The 18,270-nt window shown below is 73.5% G+C and carries 17 protein-coding genes, 1 tRNA gene and 2 pseudogenes; 11 read left to right on the forward strand and 9 right to left on the reverse strand.

Annotation, left to right across the window (positions count from 1 at the left end):
- The first annotated feature begins 10 nt into the window (after positions 1–10).
- The 4 genes from D6270_RS19910 to D6270_RS19925 all read left to right on the forward strand — a co-directional run bounded on the left by D6270_RS19910 (position 11) and on the right by D6270_RS19925 (position 1,867).
- Positions 11–84: transfer RNA gene (locus tag D6270_RS19910), tRNA-Met, on the forward strand.
- Between the two features lie 136 nt (positions 85–220).
- Positions 221–1,111 carry an NAD(P)H-binding protein gene (locus D6270_RS19915; protein ID WP_109164210.1) on the forward strand — a complete coding sequence of 297 codons (891 nt, stop codon included), beginning with the start codon at positions 221–223 and terminating at the stop codon, positions 1,109–1,111.
- A gap of 102 nt (positions 1,112–1,213) precedes the next feature.
- Positions 1,214–1,411 carry a hypothetical protein gene (locus D6270_RS19920; protein WP_109164209.1) on the forward strand — a complete coding sequence of 66 codons (198 nt, stop codon included), beginning with the start codon at positions 1,214–1,216 and terminating at the stop codon, positions 1,409–1,411.
- Positions 1,412–1,414: 3 nt separating this feature from the next.
- Positions 1,415–1,867, forward strand: coding sequence for an NAD(P)-dependent oxidoreductase (locus D6270_RS19925; RefSeq protein WP_264081549.1), 453 nt, complete (start codon positions 1,415–1,417; stop codon positions 1,865–1,867).
- Between the two features lie 78 nt (positions 1,868–1,945).
- On the opposite strand, the gene D6270_RS19930 is transcribed toward D6270_RS19925, so the two are convergent.
- From D6270_RS19930 to D6270_RS19945, 4 genes and pseudogenes are all read right to left on the reverse strand, one after another.
- Complete coding sequence (locus D6270_RS19930; RefSeq protein ID WP_109164208.1) at positions 1,946–2,872, reverse strand: AraC family transcriptional regulator; 927 nt, start codon at positions 2,870–2,872, stop codon at positions 1,946–1,948.
- Positions 2,873–2,965: 93 nt separating this feature from the next.
- The gene (locus D6270_RS19935; protein WP_109164207.1) at positions 2,966–3,334 is read right to left on the reverse strand and encodes a hypothetical protein; all 369 of its coding nucleotides are present in this window, start codon (positions 3,332–3,334) and stop codon (positions 2,966–2,968) included.
- Positions 3,335–3,382: 48 nt separating this feature from the next.
- Positions 3,383–4,891 (reverse strand): M28 family peptidase, encoded by a 1,509-nt coding sequence (locus D6270_RS19940; protein ID WP_109164206.1) that lies wholly within the window; start codon positions 4,889–4,891, stop codon positions 3,383–3,385.
- Between the two features lie 258 nt (positions 4,892–5,149).
- Positions 5,150–6,342: pseudogene (locus D6270_RS19945) on the reverse strand (flavin-containing monooxygenase).
- 246 nt (positions 6,343–6,588) lie between these two features.
- On the opposite strand from D6270_RS19945, the gene D6270_RS19950 reads away from it, so the two are divergent.
- The 3 genes from D6270_RS19950 to D6270_RS19960 all read left to right on the forward strand — a co-directional run bounded on the left by D6270_RS19950 (position 6,589) and on the right by D6270_RS19960 (position 7,991).
- Positions 6,589–6,954 (forward strand): iron chelate uptake ABC transporter family permease subunit, encoded by a 366-nt coding sequence (locus tag D6270_RS19950; RefSeq protein WP_225976911.1) that lies wholly within the window; start codon positions 6,589–6,591, stop codon positions 6,952–6,954.
- A 153-nt stretch (positions 6,955–7,107) separates the two neighbouring features.
- Positions 7,108–7,560: a DoxX family protein gene (locus D6270_RS19955; protein ID WP_109164204.1), complete on the forward strand. Its 453-nt coding sequence runs from the start codon at positions 7,108–7,110 to the stop codon at positions 7,558–7,560.
- A complete protein-coding gene (locus D6270_RS19960) occupies positions 7,557–7,991 on the forward strand; it encodes a Zn-ribbon domain-containing OB-fold protein (RefSeq protein WP_109164203.1) in 435 nt (144 codons plus the stop codon). The genes D6270_RS19955 and D6270_RS19960 overlap by 4 nt, the downstream gene beginning before the upstream one ends.
- A gap of 77 nt (positions 7,992–8,068) precedes the next feature.
- Here D6270_RS19960 and pspAB read toward each other — a convergent pair whose 3' ends face one another.
- The 4 genes and pseudogenes from pspAB to D6270_RS19980 form a co-directional block, all read right to left on the reverse strand.
- A complete protein-coding gene (pspAB, locus tag D6270_RS19965) occupies positions 8,069–8,653 on the reverse strand; it encodes a PspA-associated protein PspAB (RefSeq protein ID WP_073877353.1) in 585 nt (194 codons plus the stop codon).
- 42 nt (positions 8,654–8,695) lie between these two features.
- The gene (htpX, locus tag D6270_RS19970; RefSeq protein WP_109164202.1) at positions 8,696–9,604 is read right to left on the reverse strand and encodes a zinc metalloprotease HtpX; all 909 of its coding nucleotides are present in this window, start codon (positions 9,602–9,604) and stop codon (positions 8,696–8,698) included.
- 77 nt (positions 9,605–9,681) lie between these two features.
- A pseudogene (locus tag D6270_RS19975) lies at positions 9,682–10,408 on the reverse strand (pyridoxal 5'-phosphate synthase).
- 64 nt (positions 10,409–10,472) lie between these two features.
- Entirely contained in the window at positions 10,473–11,651 is a 1,179-nt protein-coding gene (locus D6270_RS19980; RefSeq protein ID WP_109164200.1) for a thiolase C-terminal domain-containing protein, read from the reverse strand.
- Positions 11,652–11,823: 172 nt separating this feature from the next.
- Here D6270_RS19980 and D6270_RS19985 point away from each other — a divergent pair, with 172 nt between their 5' ends.
- Positions 11,824–13,026: an acyl-CoA dehydrogenase family protein gene (locus D6270_RS19985; RefSeq protein WP_109164199.1), complete on the forward strand. Its 1,203-nt coding sequence runs from the start codon at positions 11,824–11,826 to the stop codon at positions 13,024–13,026.
- Positions 13,026–13,511, forward strand: coding sequence for a nitroreductase/quinone reductase family protein (locus D6270_RS19990; RefSeq protein ID WP_109164198.1), 486 nt, complete (start codon positions 13,026–13,028; stop codon positions 13,509–13,511). The genes D6270_RS19985 and D6270_RS19990 overlap by 1 nt, the downstream gene beginning before the upstream one ends.
- Before the next feature lie 151 nt (positions 13,512–13,662).
- Here D6270_RS19990 and D6270_RS19995 read toward each other — a convergent pair whose 3' ends face one another.
- Entirely contained in the window at positions 13,663–14,310 is a 648-nt protein-coding gene (locus D6270_RS19995; RefSeq protein WP_109164197.1) for a TetR family transcriptional regulator, read from the reverse strand.
- A 469-nt stretch (positions 14,311–14,779) separates the two neighbouring features.
- Here D6270_RS19995 and D6270_RS20000 point away from each other — a divergent pair, with 469 nt between their 5' ends.
- Positions 14,780–15,589, forward strand: a complete 810-nt coding sequence (locus tag D6270_RS20000) for a VOC family protein (protein WP_109167353.1) — start codon at positions 14,780–14,782, stop codon at positions 15,587–15,589.
- Positions 15,590–15,863: 274 nt separating this feature from the next.
- Positions 15,864–18,248, forward strand: coding sequence for a protein serine/threonine kinase AfsK (locus tag D6270_RS20005; RefSeq protein WP_109164196.1), 2,385 nt, complete (start codon positions 15,864–15,866; stop codon positions 18,246–18,248).
- The last annotated feature ends 22 nt before the right edge of the window (positions 18,249–18,270 follow it).

An 18,270-nucleotide genomic window follows, 5' to 3' on the forward strand; every position in this document is an offset into this window, starting at 1 on the left:
GGTTCACCGACGCGGGGTGGAGCAGCTCGGTAGCTCGCTGGGCTCATAACCCAGAGGTCGCAGGTTCAAATCCTGTCCCCGCTACTGAAGGCACACGGCCGAGGCCCGGATCCCCTGGATCCGGGCCTCGGCCGTTTCCGCCCCGGGTGCCGGACGGTCGGACATCCCTCCCGGACGCTGAGCCATGGCGGGGCCAGGGGCCTGCGGTGAGGCTTGACCCATGACGCAGACAGAAGACACGACGCCCGCACAGTCCCCGACCCGGCCCTCGTCCCCGGTCCTCGTGACCGGCGGCACCGGCAAGACCGGCCGCCGGGTGGTGGCCCGCCTCCGTGAGCTGGGGGTGGAGACCCGGGCGGCCTCCCGGTCCGGCGGGACCCGGTTCGACTGGGAGTCCCCGGACACCTGGGGGCCCGCCCTGGAGGGGGCCGAGGCCGTCTACATCGTCCCGCTGGACACCGAGCCCTCCCCGACACCCGCCTTCGTGGAGCGGGCCGTCGTCGCCGGGGTGCGGCGGCTGGTGCTGCTCTCCGCCCGGGGTGTCGACGTACCTGGCTACTTCGGCGACTCCGTCCTCGACGGCGGCCCCCACCTGAAGGGCGAGCAGGCCGTGCGCGACTCCGGCCTGGCCTGGACGATCCTGCGGCCCGGCTGGTTCGCCCAGAACTTCAGCGAGGGCGTCTTCCTCGACGGCGTACGCGCCGGGGAGCTGGCCCTTCCGGTCGGGGACGGCAGGGCCGCGTATGTCGATGTGGAGGACATCGCCGCGGTGGCGGTGGCGGCGCTCACCGAGGACGGCCACGACGGCGAGGTGTACGAGCTGTCGGGCCCCCGCGCGCTGGGCGTCACCGACGTCCTGGACGAGATCGCGAAGGTGGCCGGCGGCACGCCCGCCTCCTACGTCCCGGTCGAGGAGGCCGCCTTCCGGGACGGGCTGGTCGCGCAGGGCATGCCGGCGGTGGAGGCCGAGCTCTGGACGGCCGCGCTGGACCCGATCCGCACGAGCCGGGAGGCCCCGCTGAAGGACGGCGTCCACCGCGCCCTGGGCCGGTCCCCGCGCGACGTCGCCGAGGTGTTCCGGGACGCGGCGGCGGAGGGGGCCTGGGGGTGAGGACCCCTACGTCAGGCTCCGGTCCGGGTCGCCGCTCGTGTCGCGGACCATCTGCCGGAGCGCCTTGAGGGCGGTGACGTAGTCGGCGTCGCCGATGCCCTGGTGGATGCGTTCGCGGAGGGTCGGGGCGCGGCTCCCTCCGCCCCCGAGCCCTCCCACGGCGGGTACGCAGTCGCCCCCGAGGACGACACCGCGGAGGCCGACGATCCGGATCTCGTCGACTCCGCCCTCTCCGGCCACGAGCTGATCGTCCGCGAGCTGGGCGCCACCGTGGTGGAGGAGTTCACCAACGAGCAGTAGCCCCTGAGCAGGCGGGCCGGCCCTCCGCGGACCGTCGGCCCCCCCCCGGGGGGGGCTCACAGACCCGGTGGCCCCGTCCACGGACGGACCGGCCCGCCACGGACCCCCTCCGCACACCAGCGCCCCCGGGGGCTGATCGGCCGAGCCGAGCTGGGGCTCATGCGGCCGGGGGCGGTCCTGCTCAACACCGCCCGGGGCGGCATCGTCGACGAGCACGCCCTCGCCGATGCCCTGCGGGACCCCGCACACCCCCTCGCGGCCGCCGCCGTCGACACCTTCGAGCACGAGCACGCGGCCTTCGCCTCGCCGCTCCTCGGCCTCCCGAACGCGCTGCTGACCCCGCACGTGGCCGGGATGACCAGGACCGCCATGGCCACCGCCGCCCTGCGCTGCGCGGACCACATCGCCGGCCTGCTGGCGGGCCGCCCGGAAGGTGTCCCGGTGGTCACGGCGTGACGGCAACCCCGTGCCGCGCGCCCCCTCACCCACCGGAGACGCCGCCCCCCTCACCCCTCCCGAGTGAGCCGCCTCCCCTCATCCCGTCGGGGCGGACCGTACCGGGCCCGTCGCCGTGGCCTCCTGCCGGTATGCGCTCGGGCTCTCGCCCCGGAGCCGCTTGAACGCCGCGCTGAAGCCGAACGCGTCCGCGTAGCCGACCCGTCGGGCCACCGCCGCCACCGTCAGCTCCGGGCGGGTCAGCAGGTCGGCGGCGAGGGTCATGCGCCACTCGGTCAGGTAGGCGACCGGGCCGTCCCCGACCAGCTCCGTGAAGCGTTTCGCCAGGGTCGTCCGTGACACCCCGGCGCGGGCCGCCAGTTCGGCCGTCGTCCAGGGGTGGGCCGGGTCCTCGTGCATGGCCCGCAGCGCGGGTCCGGCGACCTCGTCGCCGAGGGCCCCGTACCACCCGGGCGGCTCGGCCTCCGGGCGGTCGAACCAGTCCCGCAGGGTGCACACGAGCAGCCAGTCCAACAGCCGGTCCAGCACGATCTGGTGCCCGGGCCGCGCACCGCCGATCTGCGCGGCCAGATAGTCGCGCAGCGGCCCGCAGTCGTCCTCGTCGGGTACGACGAGGGCCGGCGGAAGGGCCCGGAGCAGCCGCTGGGGAACCTGCGCCTGTACGTCGTAGGCGGCAGCCAACAGCACGGTGGGACCGTCGAGTTCAGGGCTGGCGGCCATGTCGGCGCTCCACCGCACCTCCCGTACCGCTTCCTTCGTCGCGTTCTCCGGCTCGTCGGTGAAGGTGAACGGCGCCGGCCCTCGTACGATCGCGGCCTCCCCGACCGCCAGCCGCAGTGGCTCCCCGTCCTCCGGCACGATCCACCCGGCCCCCCGCATCGGCAGGCACAGCGTCAGGTAGGCCCCGTCCGTGAAGCGCAGGGACCACGGCGGCCACAGCACCGACCGCCCGAAAACCGCTCCCTTGCCCCGCACGCCCCGCAACAGCTCGTCGAACACGTCCATGGCGCCACGATAGGCAGAAGGAATGAGTGTTCCGGACGGTCCGCCCGGGGGGCGGACGCTCACCTCTGCACGGCGGACGGGCGCCGACGGCCGTCAGACGGCCCGCATGGCGCCCGGGACGATGACGATCGCCCACTGCGCCGCCCCACCGGTGACCTTGGCCATGAGGCGCTGCGGCACGGCCTCCGTGTGGACGACCCCCACGGTCGGCACGTCATCGCAGGAGATCGGATGGGGTTTGCCGTCCGGGTCGTCCCGGTCCACGAGGCTGACCGAACCCTTCCCCGTACAGTCCGCGTAGAGGGTGTAGGTCTCCTCGGCCGGGGTGAACGCGGGGAGGTTCTCGTCTCCGGCGCCGGAGGTCTCGGGCGGAGGGTGACGGACTGCCCGGGAGGCGGGAGTCGCGGGTACGGAACGGGAAACCCCCGGTGCCGGGACGCCGTTGGTCGGGGCGCCGGGCACCGGGGGTGGGAGCCGGGCCCCGCCTCGGGCCCGTACTGGATTACTCGATCACGTCCCGTCGCGCCCGTCCCGGTTCCCGCCCTTGAGGAGGCCCAGGTCGTGTGCGTAGGTGCCCACCGCGTTGGCGATGACGTCGATGTTGATGTCGAACGCCTTCATGTTGATGTTCTTGAGCGTGTCCCCGGCCGCGTGGTAGTTCACGTCGAACGCGACACCCGCCTGGCCGCCCCACTTCGCCGCCTCGGCCGGTGACTTGAGAGCCTCGGCGCCGGTGAACGTACCGCCGGAGGGGATGCCGGCGAGGACGAACGGGTGGTAGTCCGAGCGGCCGACGAAGGGCGTTCCGGCGGTGGGGAGGCCGCGGTTGCCCAGGAACGTGGTGATGTCCTGTTCGATCTGGGCCGAACCCGTCGGTCCTGCGGGGAAGTTGAGGCCGTCGGAGTTGTCGCCGTCGAAGACGAACAGGCCGTAGTTGGGCGAGGCGATGATCTCGAAGTTCAGATAGAGCCTGATCTTCTGCCGCTCGGCGGGCGTCAGCTTCTCGACGTAGTGCTCGGAGCCGAACAGACCGCTCTCCGCCGCCGACCACCAGGCGAACCGCACCTTGTTGCGCGGCTGCTTCTCCTTCTTGGCCAGCTTCAGCGCGACCTCCAGCAGGCCGGCCGCGCCCGAGCCGTTGTCGTTGATGCTCGGGCCCGCCTTCACCGAGTCCAGATGGGCCCCGAGCATCACGGTGTCGGCGGCGTCGCCGCCCCGCGTCTCGGCGATGACGTTCTTCGTGGTGCGCGTCTCCTGGAGCTGGCGGACCTCGAAGGAGATCGTCACCGGGCCCTTGGCGAGGTCGGCGGCGAGCCGGTCCCCGTCGGGCTTGGACAGCCCGGCCGTGGGGATCTTCCCGGTGGCGGGGTCGCCGAGGGTGCCGGACAGCGGGCCGTACCCGGCGTCGATGTTGTTGTAGATGATGGCCCCGGCCGCGCCCGCCGCCGCGGCCTGCTCCTGCTTGACGCCGAAGGCGCAGCCGCCGCGCTTGATCAGCGCGATCTTCCCGGTGAACGCGCCCGCCGCGTAGTCGCCCGGCTCGCAGCCGGTGGTGCCGTCCTCGTCGATCGGCGGGGCGGCCAGCTGGGCCGTGATCCCGCCGACCGGGGTCGACTTGGTGTAGGTGAGCGCCTTGATCTCGGCGTCGAACGGATGGGGGGAGACGACGGAGAGCTTCTCGGCCAGCGTCTCGGTGTAGACGAAGTCGAACTTCTGGGTCGAGACGCGATACCCGGCCGCCGCCAGGAGCGTCTGCACATACGCGGCGGACATCTCGTGCCCCTGCGTCCCGGCGACACGGTGACCGCCCGTCGCCCGGGCTATCGCCTGTAAGGCCACCAGGTGCTTGCGGGCGTCCTGGGCGGACGCGTCACGCACCAGCGCCCGCGAGAGGGCGGCGGCGTCCTGGGCCGCGCTGTCCTTGTGGGCGGAGGCGGGTGATGCCGATGCCAGCAGAAGAGGGGCCACGAGTGCGGTGGCGGCGAGGGCGGCGACGGATCTTCGAACGTAGGCGCTCACAGAAGTCCTTCCCGGTACGGACGAGTTGAGGGGAAGCTAGCGATCTCCGCATCCCCCTGTGAACAGATGCGCCACAACTCACGCCATTAATCACACCGTTGTCATCATGTCGCCGTAGTCACCTCCTCGGACTCCCGAGCGCGCCGGGCGCCGCGTCCGGCCGGGGGCCGGCCGTCCGGTGGTCCACCCGCGGCCGGAGGTCGTTCCGGCGGAGCAGCCGTGGCGTCCACGGCACCTCTGCCTCCTCCGCGCGCGGCTTCAGTGCGCCCGCGCCACCTTCTTGGCGATCTTCCGCGCGTCCAGGGCCATTTCGCGGAGCATCCCGCTGATCGGGTTGGTGAAGCCGGTGAAGTAGAGGCCCGGGGCCTGCTTCGGGGTGCGGGCGCCATGGACGACCGGGCGGCCCCGCGCGTCCAGCACGTCCAGGTGGCCCAGCAGGGGCTCCAGGGCGCGGGTGTAGCCGGTCGCCGCGATGACCGTGTCCGGGGTGAGGCGGGTGCCGTCGGCCAGGACCACCGCGTTCTTGTCGAAGGAGGCGACGGTCGCCACCGGGACCACCTTGCCGGTCTTCACCGCGTCGATCAGGCCCACGTCCTGCACCGGGATCGCCCCCTCCCGGACCCGGGAGTACAGGCCCGTCTCCGGGCGCGGCAGCCCCTGTGCGGACAGGTCCGGTACCGCGATCCGCGCCATCAGGCGTCCCGCCCGGTCCACCAGCCGCACCGGCAGCCGGCGGACCAGGATGCCGGTGGCCTGGGCGGGCCAGCCCGCCGTGGAGCGGCGCACGATGTGAGGGGCGGTGCGCACCGCGATCCGTACCCGGGAGGCCCCGCCCTCGGCGAGGTCCGCCGCGATCTCGGCCCCCGTGTTGCCGATGCCGACCACCAGGACGTCCTTGTCGGCGTACGGGGCCGGGTTCCGGTACGCCGCCGCGTGCAGCAGCTCCCCGGTGAACGTGTCGCGGCCCGGCCACCGGGGGACGCGCGGGGTGTGGTTGAAGCCCGTGGCGACGACGACCGCGCGGCCCCGCAGGACCCGGCCGCCGGTGGCGGTCAGCTGCCAGTCGCCCGAGCCGTCGGGGCCGGGTCGATCCGGTTCACCTCGACGCCCGTCACCACCTCCAGCTCATGGTGTTCGGTGTACTTCTCCAGGTACCGCACCACGTCGTCCCGGCCCACCCAGCGCCCGAACGCGCGTGGCATCTTCAGCCCCGGCAGCGCCGACCAGCGGCGCGTGGTGTGCAGGTGCAGCCGGTCGTAGTGGCCGCGCCAGGAGGCCCCGACCCGGTCCGCCTTCTCCAGGACCACCGCCCGTACGCCCCGGTCGCGGAGCGCGGCAGCGGCGGCGAGGCCTCCGGGGCCGCCGCCGATGACGTAGACGGGGCGGTCGTCCGTACGGTCGGTGAGGGCGACTGCGTCGGTACTGCCTGTGGGGGAGGGGCTGTTGGGCATGGTTCGGAGCGTAATCGCCCGCTCTGTTGATGGGTCTCGGTCAAGGTGGGAAACGATTGCGAATTGATCACGGGGGGTGGGATGCGGTGGTTGCATGCCATTCGCGCCCTCCGCCCTGGCTTGGTTCGGTTGGTGTGAGGTGACCATCGGGGGCCCCTCGCGCGGTGCGGTGCCGCGCGCCCACCGGGCGGTCGAAGGGGTGGGACGTACAGGAACGGCAGACGGCTTCGAACCCGGTTCACGGGGGTGGCTGTCCTCGCCGTCACACTGGCGTTGGTGCTCCTCCTGCTGGCCGCCCTTCCCGCCGTCCGCCGCCTGGGCCTGCCGGAGATGGGCGACGAGGCGGGCGGCCTGGGCGTCGATGTGGCCCGCACCCGCGCCCTCGTGCTCCTGGTCGCGGTGGGGCTCGGTGCGGTGGCTGTCTCGGTGGCCGGGCCGATCGTGTTCGTGACCCTCTGTGCGCCCCAGCTGGCCCGCCTCCTCGGTCGCGATGGGGGGAGAACGGGGCTGCTGCCCGCCGCCTCGATGGGCGCCCTGCTGCTCTCCGCCTCCGACCCGGTGGCGACCACGCTGCCGACGGCGGGCCCATTGGCGGTGGCGGTGGGGTGGTGACGGGTGCGCTGGGCGGGATCTGCCTGGCGTGGCTGCTGGGGCGCGGGCAGCGGCGCTGAGGGGGTGCGCCGGTTCGTGCACGCCCCTTGCGCGTGGCGGCGGGCGTCCGCTGAACTGACGTACCGTCAGATACGAGGTGACCGGAGGCTGCCGATGCGGACGATCTGGCTCAGCGGTGCGGAATGGCTCGCCGTCCTGCGGATAGGCCTCGGCCTGTGGTGGCTGGAGAGCTGGCGGCACAAGGACAGGAAGGGCTGGTTCGAGCGGGGCACGGGGATCGCCTGGGCGGCGGACGTCGCGGGCAGGCACCGGTGGGGGGTGGTGCGCACCGGCTTCAGGCGGGTCGTCGAACCGCGCCCGAAGCTGATCGCGTACGTCGTCGTCTACGCCGAACTGGCTCTGGGAGTGGGCCTGGTGACCGGCTTCCTGACCCCGGTCGCTCTCGTCGCCGGTCTCCTCCTCAACCTCCTCTACCTGGTCCTGATGATCCACGACTGGGCCGAACAGGGGCAGAACGCGATGATGGCCCTGATCTCGCTGGTGGCCCTGTTCGCGATGGCCTGGCAGACGTGGTCGCTGGACGCGGCGTTCGGGCTGTTCCGGTGACGCCGCCGGAGCGCGCGGCGGCCCCGCGCTTCGACCTGCCCGAGCCGGACGCCTTCACCCGGCCGTACTGGGACGCGGCGGGGGAGGGCCGGCTGCTGGTCCGGCGGTGCGGCGGGTGCGGGCGGGCCCATCACTACCCGCGCGAGTTCTGCCCGTACTGCTGGAGCGAGGACGTGGATTGGGAGCGCGCGAGCGGGGACGCGACCCTGTACACGTGGTCCGTCGTCCACCGCAACGACCTGCCGCCCTTCGGGGGCCGTGTGCCGTACGTCGCCGCTGTCGTGGACCTCGCCGAGGGGCCCCGGATGATGACGGAGCTCGTGGAGTGCGCGCACGGCGACCTCCGCATCGGGATGGGGCTGACGGTCACGTTCCGGGAGGCGGGGGAGAGCGGCGAGGAGGCGGTGCCGGTCTTCCGGCCCCGGGGGTGAGCAGGGCGCTGTCAGGAGAGGACCGTGCGCCCGCCCGTGCGGCGGCCCCGCTGTCTGTATGAGCCGTCAGCGGCTGATCACAGCCCCGGCGCACCCCACACCGGGAACCACCGGGACAGGTCCTTCTCCACCCGGAGGTCGTCGCCGAGGGCGCCGCGCACCTGGAGCTCCAGCTGGTTGTCCCGCTTCTCGGCGTCGCCGGGGAGCGGGGCGAACGGGTAGAACGTGCCGCGCTTGTAGAGGTAGACGAGCGCCAGCGCACGCCCCTCCGCGTCCCGGAACCCGATCAGCGAGCAGAGCAGGTGCGGGCCGAAGCCGCCGTCCTGGAGCAGGGTGTTCACCGCGTGCAGGTCGTTGACCAGGCCCGCCGTGTCGTCGGCCGGGTGGGTGGCGAGCAGCCAGGTGTAGCCGTACGCGTCCCGGCTGAACTCCACCGGGATGCCGCCGCGCTCCGTGTCCGCGTCCAGCAGCTCCCGGACGTCCTCCTGGAGGCGCGCGAAACCGCCGCCCTCCACGCCCGCGAAGCAGACCGAGCCCAGTCCGGTCGGCGTGAAGCCGGTGGCGGCCTGGAGGGTGAGGGCCGCCGAGGGGACGGCGAAGAGCTGGTCGAGGTCGGGGCGTACGGGTTTGCTGCGGCCGAGGATGGCGTCGAGCAGGCCCACGGGCGTAACTCCTTGAAGCATTCGGAAGACTGGTCGGGAGACTCAACGGGACAGGTCGGCGGAGATCCGGGACAGCTGGTCCAGGCGCTGTTCCAGCGTCGGGTGGGAGGAGAACAGCCGGCCCAGGGACTCCCTTGAGGAGAACGCGGGCATGAAGTAGAACGCGTTGTACGGCTCCGCCTTGCGCAGGTCCTCCGTCGGGATGCGGGCCATCTGCCCGCTGACCTTCGTCAGGGCCGAGGCGAGGGCGGAGGGCCGCCCGGTGAGCAGGGCGGCGGCGCGGTCGGCGGAGAGCTCGCGGTAGCGGGAGAGCAGCCGGGTCAGCAGGAAGCTGATCGCGTACACGACGGCGCTGATCAGCGGGATGAGGAGCAGCAGGATGCCTGCCGGGTCGTTGCCGGGGCGACTGCGGGCGAAGCCGCCCCACAGGGCGATGCGGGTGATGATGCCCGCCAGGACGCCGAGGAACGAGGCGATCGTCATGACGGCGACGTCCCGGTGTGCGACGTGCGACATCTCGTGCGCGAGGACGCCCTCCAGCTCCTCGGGCTCCAGTCTGCGGAGCAGCCCCGTCGTGGCGCAGACGAGGGCCGTCTTCTCGCTGCGGCCGGTGGCGAACGCGTTCGGTACGTCACTCTCGGCGATGGCCACCTTGGGCTTGGGCATGTCGGCGAGCGCGCAGATGCGGTCGATGGTGCCGTGCAGCTCGGGGGCCTGCTCGGGGGTGACCTCGCGGGCGCCCATGCCGTACGCCGCGATGCGGTCGCTGAACCAGAACTGGGCGATGAACAGGCCGCCGGTGATGATCAGGATGATCGGCCAGGAGCCGCGCAGGGCCGCGAGGAGCACGCCCACGAAGACGACGTAGAGCAGACCGATCAGGAACATGGTGGTGACCATGCGGCCGGTCAGCCCCCGGTCGGGGGCGTAGCGCGAACGGGCTCGTGGCATCGGTGCCTCCCAACAGCTCGGCTTCCTCCATAGTGCCCCCTTCTTGTTGAAACCGAGTAAGGGCCGGGTGCCACAGGTCAGGGCCAGAGCAGCTCGCGGGCCCAGGTTCCGGCCTCCGCGCCCGGCTCGCTGCCCGCCTCCGTGCCCCCTCCGCGCCGGTCTCCGTACGCCGGTAACGGAGCCGGATGTGGCGGCGGCGGGCGTCGCCCTGGAAGAACTCGGCCTCGGCCGGTTCGACCACGTACCGGGTCCAGGTCGGAGCCTCGGCGTCCGGTTCCGCCCGGGCCCGCTCCCAGGCCGCGTCCGCCGCCCGGTGGAGGGCGGCCACCGACGCCACGACCGCGCTCTGGGTCCCGGTCAGGGCGGCGGCCAGGGCCCCGGTGGACCGGGCGTGCAGGTCCGCGTAGCTCTCGGGCGGGGTACAGCGCCGGACGTGGCCCCGGACCCGCACCTGCCGCCCAGGCTCGGCCAGTAGAAGCCGAGCGCGGCGTACGGGCGGGCGGCGAGCTGGTGGCCCTTGGCGCTCGTGGCGTGCGAGGCGAAGTGGAAGCCGCGCTCGTCGGCGTCGTGGAGGAGCAGGGTGCGTACGTCGGGGAGGCCCTCGGCGTCCGCCGTGGCCAGCGACATCGCGTGCGGCTCGGGCTGCCCGGCGGCCACGGCCTCCGCGAACCACCGGTGGAAGAGGGGGAGGGGCGCGGGCGGGGCGTCCGCCGGGTCGAAGCCCGGCAGCTCGCTGTCCCAGACGCGCTGGGCGTGCAGGAGGGCGGGGAAAGGCGGCGGGGCGGGTGCGTCGGCTTCGTTCATGGGCCCATTCCATCGGGTCCCGGCTCCACGGAGCCAGCCGGGCGCCGACCCGTGCGGCCCGCCCTCACCCCCGCCCCAGCACCACCGTCCCCGACGAGCAGAACCAGCCGCCCGTCCCCGATGCCACCGCCAGCTCCGGGAGGCGGCCCCCGGCTTTGTGGACCTGGCGCTCCCCGGCCTCCCCGCGTAGCTGACGTACCGCCTCCACCAGCAGGAACAGGCCGCGCATCCCCGGGTGGCAGGCGGAGAGGCCGCCGCCGTCCGTGTTCACCGGGAGCTCGCCGCGCAGGCCCGTGCGGCCCTTCTCGACGAACGCGCCGCCCTCCCCCTTCGGGCAGAAACCCAGGTCCTCCAGCGTCACCAGCGTCATGTACGTGAAGGCGTCGTAGATCTCCGCCAGGTCGATGTCGGAGGGGCGCACCCCGGCCCGCTCGAAGGCCAGGCGGCCCGAGACGGCGGCGGGGGAGACCGTGAAGTCCTGCCACTCCGACATCGTGGAGTGGGACGCGGACTCCCCGGTGCCCAGGATCCACACCGGCACCTTCGCCGTGTCCCGTACGTACTCCTCGGCGGCCAGCAGCACCGCGCACCCCCCGTCGCTGCGGATGCAGCAGTGCAGCTTGGTGAAGGGGTCCGCGATCATCGGGCCGGAGAGGACGTCCTCGACCGTGATCGGGTCCCGGAACATCGCCTCCGGGTTCGCCGCCGCGTTCGCCCGGGCCGTCACCGCCACCTCGGCCAGCTGCTCCAGCGTCGTGCCGTACGTGTGCATATGGCGGCGCGCTGCCATCGCGTACTTGGCGATCAGGCTGTGCCCGTACGGCACCTCGAACTGGAGCGGCCCCCGTGCCCCGAACGACAGGTTCGACGTGCGGCGGCCCGCCTTGATGTCGGCCCGGGCCGTGGAGCCGTAGACCAGGAGCACCGCCCGCGCCCGGCCCGCCGCGATCGCGTCCGCCGCGTGGGCGGCCATCACCTCCCAGGTGGCGCCGCCCACCGCCGTGGAGTCGACCCAGGTGGGCCGCAGCCCCAGATACTCCGCGACCTCCACCGGGGCCAGCGTCCCGAGCCCGGCGGAGGCGAAGCCGTCGACCACCGAGCGGTCCAGGCCGGAGTCCACCAGCGCGCGGCGGGCCGCCTGGGCGTGCAGGGCGTACGGGGTGGCGTCGTCGACGCGTCCGCACTCCGCGAGGGAGATGCCGACGACAGCGACCTTACGGGGGCGGCGGGAGGAGGCGCGCATGAATCTGACGGTACATCAGATACGAGGGTGCGCAACGGGGTGGTGCGCGTGGCCTCCGTACCCCTGTACGCCTGGGTACGTGTGCGGGACCCTGGGAATCAGTGTGCTCCGTACGTAATATGACGGGTCGTCAGATCAGGGGCCGCCGGTTCCTGAGGGGAGGAGCCCGACGATGGACGCCGCCTTCACCGCGGAACAGGACGAGATCCGCCGCACCCTGCGCGACCTGCTCGCCCGGCACAGCGGACCCGGCGAGGTCCGCGCCGCCGTACGCACCGCCGAGGGCCACGATCCGGCCCTGTGGCGCCGGCTCGCCCAGGAGCTCGGGCTGCCGGGGCTCGCGCTGGCGGAGGAGTACGGCGGGGCCGGCTGCACCGCCACCGAGCTGGCCCTCGCCGCTGAGGAGACCGGCCGCGCCCTGCTGCCCTCCCCGCTGCTCGCCACCGCCGTACTCGCCGCGCCCCTGATCACCGCCCTGGGCACCCCGGGGCAGCGCGCCGGGCTGCTGCCCCGGATCGCCGACGGCACCCTCACCGCCGCGCTCGCCGTCCCCGGCGGGTCGATGGCCGTCGCCCTCGGGCTCACGGACGACAACCGGGCCGTCGCCTGGGCGGGCGGGGGACGGGCCGGGGGCGTCCAGGCCCGCTTCGGCGGTGGCGGCTGGCGGCTCTACGGCGAGGCCGGACGGGTCCTCGACGGGCACAGCGCCCGGCTCCTCCTGGTCGCCGCCCACACCGGCGGCTACCCACGCGGCCGGACGCTGCTCTTCATCGTGCCCGCCTCGGCCGAAGGGCTGGCACGCACCCGGCTGACCGCGATGGACGAGACCCGCCCCCTCGCCCGCCTCGAACTGCGCGACACCCCGGCCGAACTCCTGGGCCCGGACGAGGCCGCCGACGTGTGCGGCGCGCTCGCCGCCACCGGGTGCACCGCCGCCGCCGCCGTCCTGGCCGCCGAGGCCGTCGGTGCGGCGGCGGGGGCGCTGGAGAGGACCGTGGCGTACGTGAAGGAGCGCGAGCAGTTCGGCCGGGCCATCGGGTCGTTCCAGGCGGTCAAGCACCGCCTCGCCGACCTCTACGTACGGGTGGAGGCGGCCCGCTCCGCCGCGTACTACGCCGCCTGGGACCCGGCGGCGGGCCCGCTGGCACTGGCCCAGGCGCTGGAGGCGGCCCGGATCGTCGCCGGTGAGGCCGTGCAGCTGCACGGCGGCATCGGCTTCACCTGGGAGCACGAGGCGCATCTGTACGTCAAACGGGCGGCGGGCGACGAGCTGCTCTTCGGGCCCGTGCACCGGCTGCGCGAGCGTGCGGCGGGGCAGGCCGGGCTGTTCGGGGGCGTCACGGCGGACGGACCGGCGCACGGGGTGGCCGTCTGATGGCCGGCGACCGGGCCGCCCGGCTCATCCAGAAGGTCTCCTCGACCCGCGCCTTCGCCCGGATCGCCCCGCACGTCGTCCCCGTCATGGACCGCACCGTCCACCGGCTCACCCGGGGCAAGGTGCTGCCCAGCGCGAGGATGCTGCCCGGGATCGTCCTGACGGTGCCGGGGGCGCGCAGCGGGCGGCCCCGGGTGACCCCGCTGGCCTGCATGCCGGAGGGGGAGTCCGAGAGCACCTGGATCCTGGTCGGCAGCAACTTCGGCCGTCCGGGGCACCCGGCCTGGACCGCGAATCTGCTGGCCCGCCCGGAGGAGGCGGTCATCAGCTGGCGCGGCCGGGACATCCCGGTGCGGGCGCGGCTGCTGGAGGGAGCGGAGCGGGAGGAGGTGTGGCGGGTGGCGCTGACGTTCTGGCCGCCGTACGCCGCGTACCAGGCGCGGGTGGAGCGGCAGATCCGCCTCTTCCGGCTGGAGCGGCGGTAGTTCGCCGTCCACCGGTGTCCGGACCGCCGTGGGCGTCCGGGAGCGTGTCCGGGAACACCGACGGCGGACCACCGCCAGGGGTGCGTGGTGATCCGCCGTCGGGGAGACAGGACGTGCCGGTAGGGCGTACCGCTGGGGCGTACCGGTTCGGCTACTTGGTGGGCTTCTTGCCGGTGATGCCGAGGTGCACCAACAGCGCCAGGTTCGGGCGCAGTTCGGCCTGCTTCACACCCCAGGTGGTGAACCCCTTCTGGTGCGAGGCGACCGCGGCCAGCATCGCGACCAGGGAGCCCGCCATCGCGGCGGCGCTGATGTCCTTGTCGACCTTGCCCTTGGCCTGGAGCTCCTTCACCGAATCGGTGAGGGAGTTGGTGACCGAGTTCAGGATCTTCATACGGATCTTGTAGAACCGCTTGTCCCCTTCGGCGGCGCCGAGGTCGATCACGCGGAGGATCGCGTCGTTGTGGCGCCAGAAGTCGAGGAATCCTTCGACGAGTTCCTCGGCCGTCTGCCAGCCGGCCTTGCCGACCCAGGGGCGTCCGGCGACCAGTTCGGTCAGTCCGGCGCCCTCCTTGGCGACTTCCTCGGCGATTTCGAGGACGGCGCCCTCCACATCGGGGAAGTACTGGTAGAAAGTCGCGGGTGAAGTCCCGGCCTTCCGGGCGACGTCGATGACTTTGACGTCCCGGTACGGCGAGGAGCTGAGCATCTCGCTGAGGCAGTCGAGCAGCTTCTGCCGCGTCGCCTGACCGCGTCGACCGGCCACGCGGCCGTCGACGGTACGTACTTGTCCTGTCATGCCGTCAGCTTACCGAGGGGTGCTGGGAGCGCGATTCGGCCGACTGCAAATGGGGAACGCCGCAGGAACGCCGGGGTGCGCAGGGGTGCGGCCGGTGCGAGGCGATCGTTTTCGGCCGGTGTGGGGGCGGGGTGCAAGGGGCCCCGGTGCGGGGCCTGATTCCGGCCCCACGGCCGGGCCGCCACCGTCGGTGAAAGTGTTATCAACAGCCTGTGGACAACTTCGGTGGACAACTTTCGTCCACATGGTGACCGCGCCTTCACTATCCGAGCAAATGTTCCCTATGGGGGCCTTCGGCTCGCGTTCGGCGTCCGCCGGGGCGCGCCTGGGCGGGTGCGACGTTACGTTGACTGTGACGGGCGTCACTGCGAGGGCATCGCAGCGAAACCCACAAGGGAAGCGCAACGACATCCGCGACGGAATGCCCAACGCCATCCGCGACGGAACCGCGACGGAAGGACCGGGCCCCATGGCCGCATTCGCGCACTCGGCGCCGTGCTGGGCGGACGTGCAGCTCTCCGACCTCGAAGCCGGCAAGCGCTTCTACGGCGGCCTCTTCGGCTGGACCTTCCGCGCGGGCGACGGCATGCCCTTCGCGGATGCCCTCAGCGGCGGCAGGCTCGTCGCCGCCCTTGCCGCCAAGAAGGACGGGCGGATGCCGACGGCCTGGGGCGTCTACTTCGCCACCGACGACATCCGGGCCACCGTCGCCTCGATCCGCGAACACGGCGGCCAGATCATCACCGACCCCGTACGGGCCGGGCGGGCCGGGATCGTGGCGCAGGCGGCTGACCCCGGGGGCGCGGTCTTCGGCCTCTGGCAGCCCGAGGAGCGCGAGGGGTTCGAGAAGCAGAACGAGCCCGGCTCCTTCTGCTGGACCGAGGTCCACACCCGGCAGCCCGGGAAGGTGGACCCCTTCTACGAGAAGGTCTTCGGCTTCCGGGGCACCGACCTGGACGAGACGGGCAACGACGTCTCCGACGACGCCGAGGCACTGGTCGACTTCCGGATGTGGTCGCCCGAGGGCGTGGAACCGGGCCCGGACACCGCCATCGGCGGTCGCAGCGTCATCACGGACGCGTTCCCCGCCGAGCTGCCCAGCTACTTCCTCACCTACTTCGCCGTCGCCGACTGCGACGCGGCGGCCGAACTCGCCGTACAGCTCGGCGGCCGGGTCTCCGCACCGCCCTTCGACATCCCGTACGGGCGCATGGCGGTCCTCGTCGACGACCAGGGCGCCCTCTTCGCCGTGCTCCAGCCGAGCGAGCTGCTCCCCTGAGCCTGCCGCGCGAACGGTCCTGGCCTCGTCGCGCGACGGTCCCGGCCCCGCCGCGTACCGGTGTGGGCGAGAATCAGCCGAAGTGAGATGAGACACCCACATCCGCCCCCGGGTTCGCAACCGGCGCCCGAGCCAGGAAGAATCAGGGTGCGCACCGCCAGGTGGTGCCCAGCGGTGAGACGCTGCGCAGGCCGGGAATCGCACCGGGCGGTAACGGGCGGGTAATTCGCGGGCTTCGTTCCTGAGGTCCGTACGGGGAGGTGGCAGGCACGTGATGGAGCAGCTGACGCAGCACGACCCGAGACGGATCGGCCCGTTCGAGGTGCTGGGACGGCTCGGGGCCGGCGGCATGGGGCTGGTCTATCTCGCCCGGTCGGCGTCGGGCCGCCGGGTGGCGATCAAGACGGTGCGGACCGAGCTCGCCGAGGACCAGCTCTTCCGGGTCCGCTTCACCCGCGAGGTCGAGGCCGCCCGCGCGGTCAGCGGCTTCTACACCGCCGCCGTGGTCGACGCCGACCCCCGTGCCGCCGTGCCGTGGCTGGCCACCGCCTATGTGCCCGCGCCCTCGCTCGAAGAGATCGTCAACGAGTGCGGCCCGATGCCGACCCAGGCCGTACGGTGGCTGGCCGCCGGGATCGCCGAGGCCCTCCAGTCCATCCACGGCGCCGGGCTCGTCCACCGCGACCTGAAGCCCTCCAACGTGCTCGTCGTCGAGGACGGCCCCCGGGTCATCGACTTCGGCATCGCCTCCGGCGTCTCCAACACCCGCCTGACCATGACGAACGTCGCCGTCGGCACCCCCGCCTACATGTCGCCCGAGCAGGCCCGGGACTCGCGCAGCGTCACCGGGGCCAGCGACATCTTCTCGCTGGGCTCCACCCTCGCCTTCGCCGCCACCGGCCACGCCCCCTACCACGGGGCCAACCCGGTCGAGACGGTGTTCATGCTGCTGCGCGAGGGGCCCGACCTGGAGGGGCTGCCGGACGACCTGCGGCCCCTCATCGAGTCGTGCATGCAGATGGACGCCACCCAGCGGCCCAGCCCCGCCGACCTCCAGGCCCAGCTCGCCCCGCACCTCTTCGCCTCCGGCAGCGACGACAGCGGTACGGCGTCGGCCTGGCTCCCGACATCGGCCACCGCCATGATCGAGCGGCGCCGGGGAGGCGGCCGGACCGCCCCGCCCGCGCCCTCCGCGCCCCCGCCCCGCCCTCCGCAGCCTCCGCGCGCCCCGGAGCGCGCGCCGGACCGGGGTCCCGAGTGGCGCGGCGGGGACCTTCGCTCGCCCTCCCCGCTCTCCTCCTCGCCCCCGGCCCCCGACAGCGGGCCCGTCCACCTGCCCGGGGCGAAGGCGCCGATCGGGCCCGGCCCCCGGGTGGGGGAGGGGCGCGGTGCCGCCGCCGCGCACCCGGCCGCCGCGACGGGCTGGGTCCGCCCGCCCGCCGGTCTGAACGGCTCGTCCGCGACGCCCGCGGCGCCCGTACCGGCTCCGGGGCCCGCCCCGGACGGCTCACCCGCCGCCCCCGACCGGTGGCGGCCCTGGCGCTTCCGCATGTCCAACGATGTCTGGGGGACGCCGGTCGTCTCCGGCGACCTGCTGTACGTGACGTCCTTCGAGATCCACGCGCTGGACGTCGGCAACGGGCGGCGTCAGTTCAAGACCCGGGACGTGGCCTGGGCGATGGCCGTCGAGGGCGGCCGCATCCACGCCTCGGACGGCCCGTCCCTGTACGCCCTGGACGCGGCGACCGGCGCCGAGCAGTGGCGGATCCGGACCGACGCCTGGGTGTACGCGCTCAAGGCCGACCGGGGCACGGTGCTGACCGCGACCCGGGGCGGCGGGGTGCAGGGCTGGGAAGCCTCCAACGGCGACAAGCTGTGGGAGATCACCGGGGCCCAGGCCGACTTCGAGACGGCGGAGGCCGCGCCGGTCATCCACGACGGCACGGTCTACGTCTGGCAGGACGCCCGGCTGCGGGCGCTGGACGCGCGTACGGGGCTGGAGCGCTGGTCGTACCCGATCGGCGACGCGGCCTCCTGCGGCGGTGTCCCCGTCCGGGTGACCCCGGCCCCCGACGGCTACGTCTACCTCGCGGCGGGCACCCGGGTGCTCGCGGTGGACACGGTCTCGGGCCGGGTGCGGTGGCACTTCGAGTCCCCGGCGGTCTTCCTCTCCCCGCCCGCGTTCGCGCCGGGCCCTGCGGTGACCGGGGGCGGGGTCTATCTCGCGGACTACCTCGGCACGGTGTACGCGCTGGACGCGACGACCGGCAAGGACCGCTGGCGCATCGCCACGGAGGCCCGCGCCTCGGTCGAACCGGTGCTCGTCGCGGTGGGCAACGTCCACGTGGGCAGCGGCAGCGCGCTCTACACCCTGGACGCGGTCACCGGCACCCCGAAGTGGCGCTTCGCCGCGGGCGGCGACGTGGTGGGCGCGCCGGTCGTGGCGGACGGCCGCGTCCACTTCGGCTCGGCGGACCACGTGCTGTACACCCTGGACGCGGCAGGCGGCCAACTCCGCTGGAAGCTGGCCACAGGCGGCGAGATCACGGGCTCGCCGGTGGCGCAGGCGGGCGTGGTGTACGCATGCAGCAAGGACCGCTGCGTGTACGCGCTGGACGCCCTGAAGGGCACAGGCACAGGAAACAGGGCCCGCACCTGAGCCGACCCGGCCGTCCGGCGTC

The sequence above is a fragment of the Streptomyces griseus subsp. griseus genome (genome assembly GCF_003610995.1).
GTDB lineage: Bacteria > Actinomycetota > Actinomycetes > Streptomycetales > Streptomycetaceae > Streptomyces.